The organism is Microcystis sp. M53598_WE2 (assembly GCF_030067735.1).
Classification (GTDB): domain Bacteria; phylum Cyanobacteriota; class Cyanobacteriia; order Cyanobacteriales; family Microcystaceae; genus Microcystis; species Microcystis aeruginosa.
Genome location: NZ_JASJFE010000063.1, coordinates 1 through 2,136, shown reverse-complemented (window position 1 = coordinate 2,136; position 2,136 = coordinate 1). Strand labels below are relative to the sequence as shown.

The window sequence follows — 2,136 nt, the reverse complement described above, 5'->3', positions numbered from 1 at the left end:
GTATCTTAGCATGACAATTCTGGTAAAACCGATTAATTGATTGCCAGGCTCTATCAGCAGCCGATTGACGAGCTTGAGAGTTTAATTTATTAACCCATGGGGTCTCTTTATTGTTAGCTAGTACCGCACAAAGTTTTTGGAGATCATTGCGGGTTGTCCCTTGATTGGACCGCCAATAACGAACACAATAGTTACGCACAAACTGAGAAGTTTTGATAGCTTCATCAAGCTGGTGATATTGCTCTGGGGTTCCGTTTTTTAGCTTTGCTTCTACGACTAGCATCTAACAATCCTCGACCATTGGCTAAATTAAATATAACACAGTTTACCCACAGATGATGGAATTAAACCGATGCTACGCGGTTGATATTCTGGTCGGATTTCATCCCCCGCAAAGGTGAGTATCTTGTCGAAAAATGTAGCGTGGGTATTCATCCGACATTTTAGGTAAATTCCGAATTATCTCGAAGATGGATTGAGGTTTAAATGTGACTTAGATCACATACAATCGGGGTTTCTTTTCGCTAACTTAATTAGCAGGGTACGCTGCCTAAATTTTTAGTAATCTGGGTATAGTCCGCAAGCTTGGCCAGGTAAGCCAAGGGGAATTTTCCCAAACTTGCCAAGCTAAAATGGATCGACTCGATCAGTGCAATGACCCAAAATAGGGGCATCCTAAGAAGGGAGCATCTACTATCTAATCACAATTGACCCCTTTATGGTCATAGCCCTAAAATCCATCCGCTTACTGATTTAGGAGGGCTGAATCAAATAACCATGGCTAGTCTAAACACTGGACAAAGACAAACAAGAGACGAAGAACAGCTACTATACGATTATTGGCTCGACCGCGCCAGGACCGATTCCCCCGAGCAATTAATCGAGGATTTTTGTCGTTTGTTTATCGAAGGTGGCGGTTATCAAGAAGCTCCTATTTATTTAGCCCTAGAGCGTCTTGTCAAGGCTAAGGATGCCGAAATTCGTTTTTATCATGTCTTTAACCGCTGCTGTCATATTTTAGTGAATCGATGGCAAACGCAGCCTACCCATCAGCCGGCAATTCCCGAATTGGTATCGCTACTGGAAAATTTGCCCTCCCCACGTCCCGGACATTACAGCAGCCCCAATAATTTGGGCCATCTGGTCAAAAATTTTACCCTCTCGGATGACTACGTTAGGCTGCAGCGTCTGGCGAGAATTATTAGCGGCAAATACAGCGAAAAAACCGCCGCTTCCCTGGGAACCCTGATTAGTCGTTATCCCTATCTCTATGATTACTATTTACTCGGTGATGAAAGTCCCCGAGAACAGCGACAAACCGTTAGACGTATTAAGGTGAAAACCGAGAGCCGTTTCGAGGTAAATATCTCTCGTTATGTCACCTATCAGGTACGTTTGGCACAGGTTGCTCATCGCCCAAAAATCAGGGAAGAAGCGGGAAGAATCATTCAATCGGTAGAAAATCCCACCCTGCTCAATGATAAGGAGCTAAATCGCGCCCTCAAGTATTATCTGGGGACGGTAGCAGGAAATTATACTTATAAGGAGCTTTCGCAAAATTTTCTGGCGAATACAGTTTATACCCCTACCTATAAAGATTTTAAAAATGACCTCTACGATTATCTGATTACCTCCCTAGACTACGGCAAGGGGCAATTTAACAAAAAACTCGACGATGTCCTGCAAAATACTCTACCCCACTGCGATCAACAAAAACCGAGTGAATTTCTCATGCTGCGTACTTCTAGCCAACTGTTAAATTATCTGGTGGTGGAAAGCGGGCAAAAACCCGATCATTACATTTTTATCGATATGATCACCAATATGGGGGTAACTCGGACTGTGGGGTTATTGCTCAAGTTGATTTTGATCTGTCCCCAGGCAAAACCCCACTTAGATAAACGTTTTGCGATTCTATTTAACCACTACGAGAGTTATTCTTGCGAGCGGGTGCCTTGGTTGGTTAAATCCCTAGAAAATCTGCAAGTAGCTTTTAGTATTCATTTCGGTCAAGCTGATTTGTCCTGTCTCCGTCAAATCCAGTGATCAGCTGTTCGCTATCTAAATTACTTGTTAAGACTGTCTATGAGAGGAGAAGGGGGGAAGTGGGGTGTGGGGTGTGGGGTGTGGGGTGTG

Annotated in this window: 1 protein-coding gene and 1 pseudogene; one reads left to right on the top strand and one right to left on the bottom strand. The window is 43.7% G+C overall.

The window, feature by feature from the left end; all coding sequences use genetic code 11:
- Window positions 1–283, bottom strand: a pseudogene (locus PX636_RS01455) (RNA-guided endonuclease TnpB family protein); the annotation flags it as partial.
- Between the two features lie 494 nt (window positions 284–777).
- On the opposite strand from PX636_RS01455, the gene PX636_RS01450 reads away from it, so the two are divergent.
- Window positions 778–2,046: a Sll1247 family protein gene (locus PX636_RS01450; protein WP_002796780.1), complete on the top strand. Its 1,269-nt coding sequence runs from the start codon at window positions 778–780 to the stop codon at window positions 2,044–2,046.
- Window positions 2,047–2,136 lie beyond the last annotated feature (90 nt).

What these genes read in the sequence shown, in the direction of transcription:
- PX636_RS01450 (WP_002796780.1), top strand. Translation starts at nt 778, where the DNA reads ATGGCTAGTCTAAACACTGGACAAAGACAAACAAGAGACGAAGAACAG.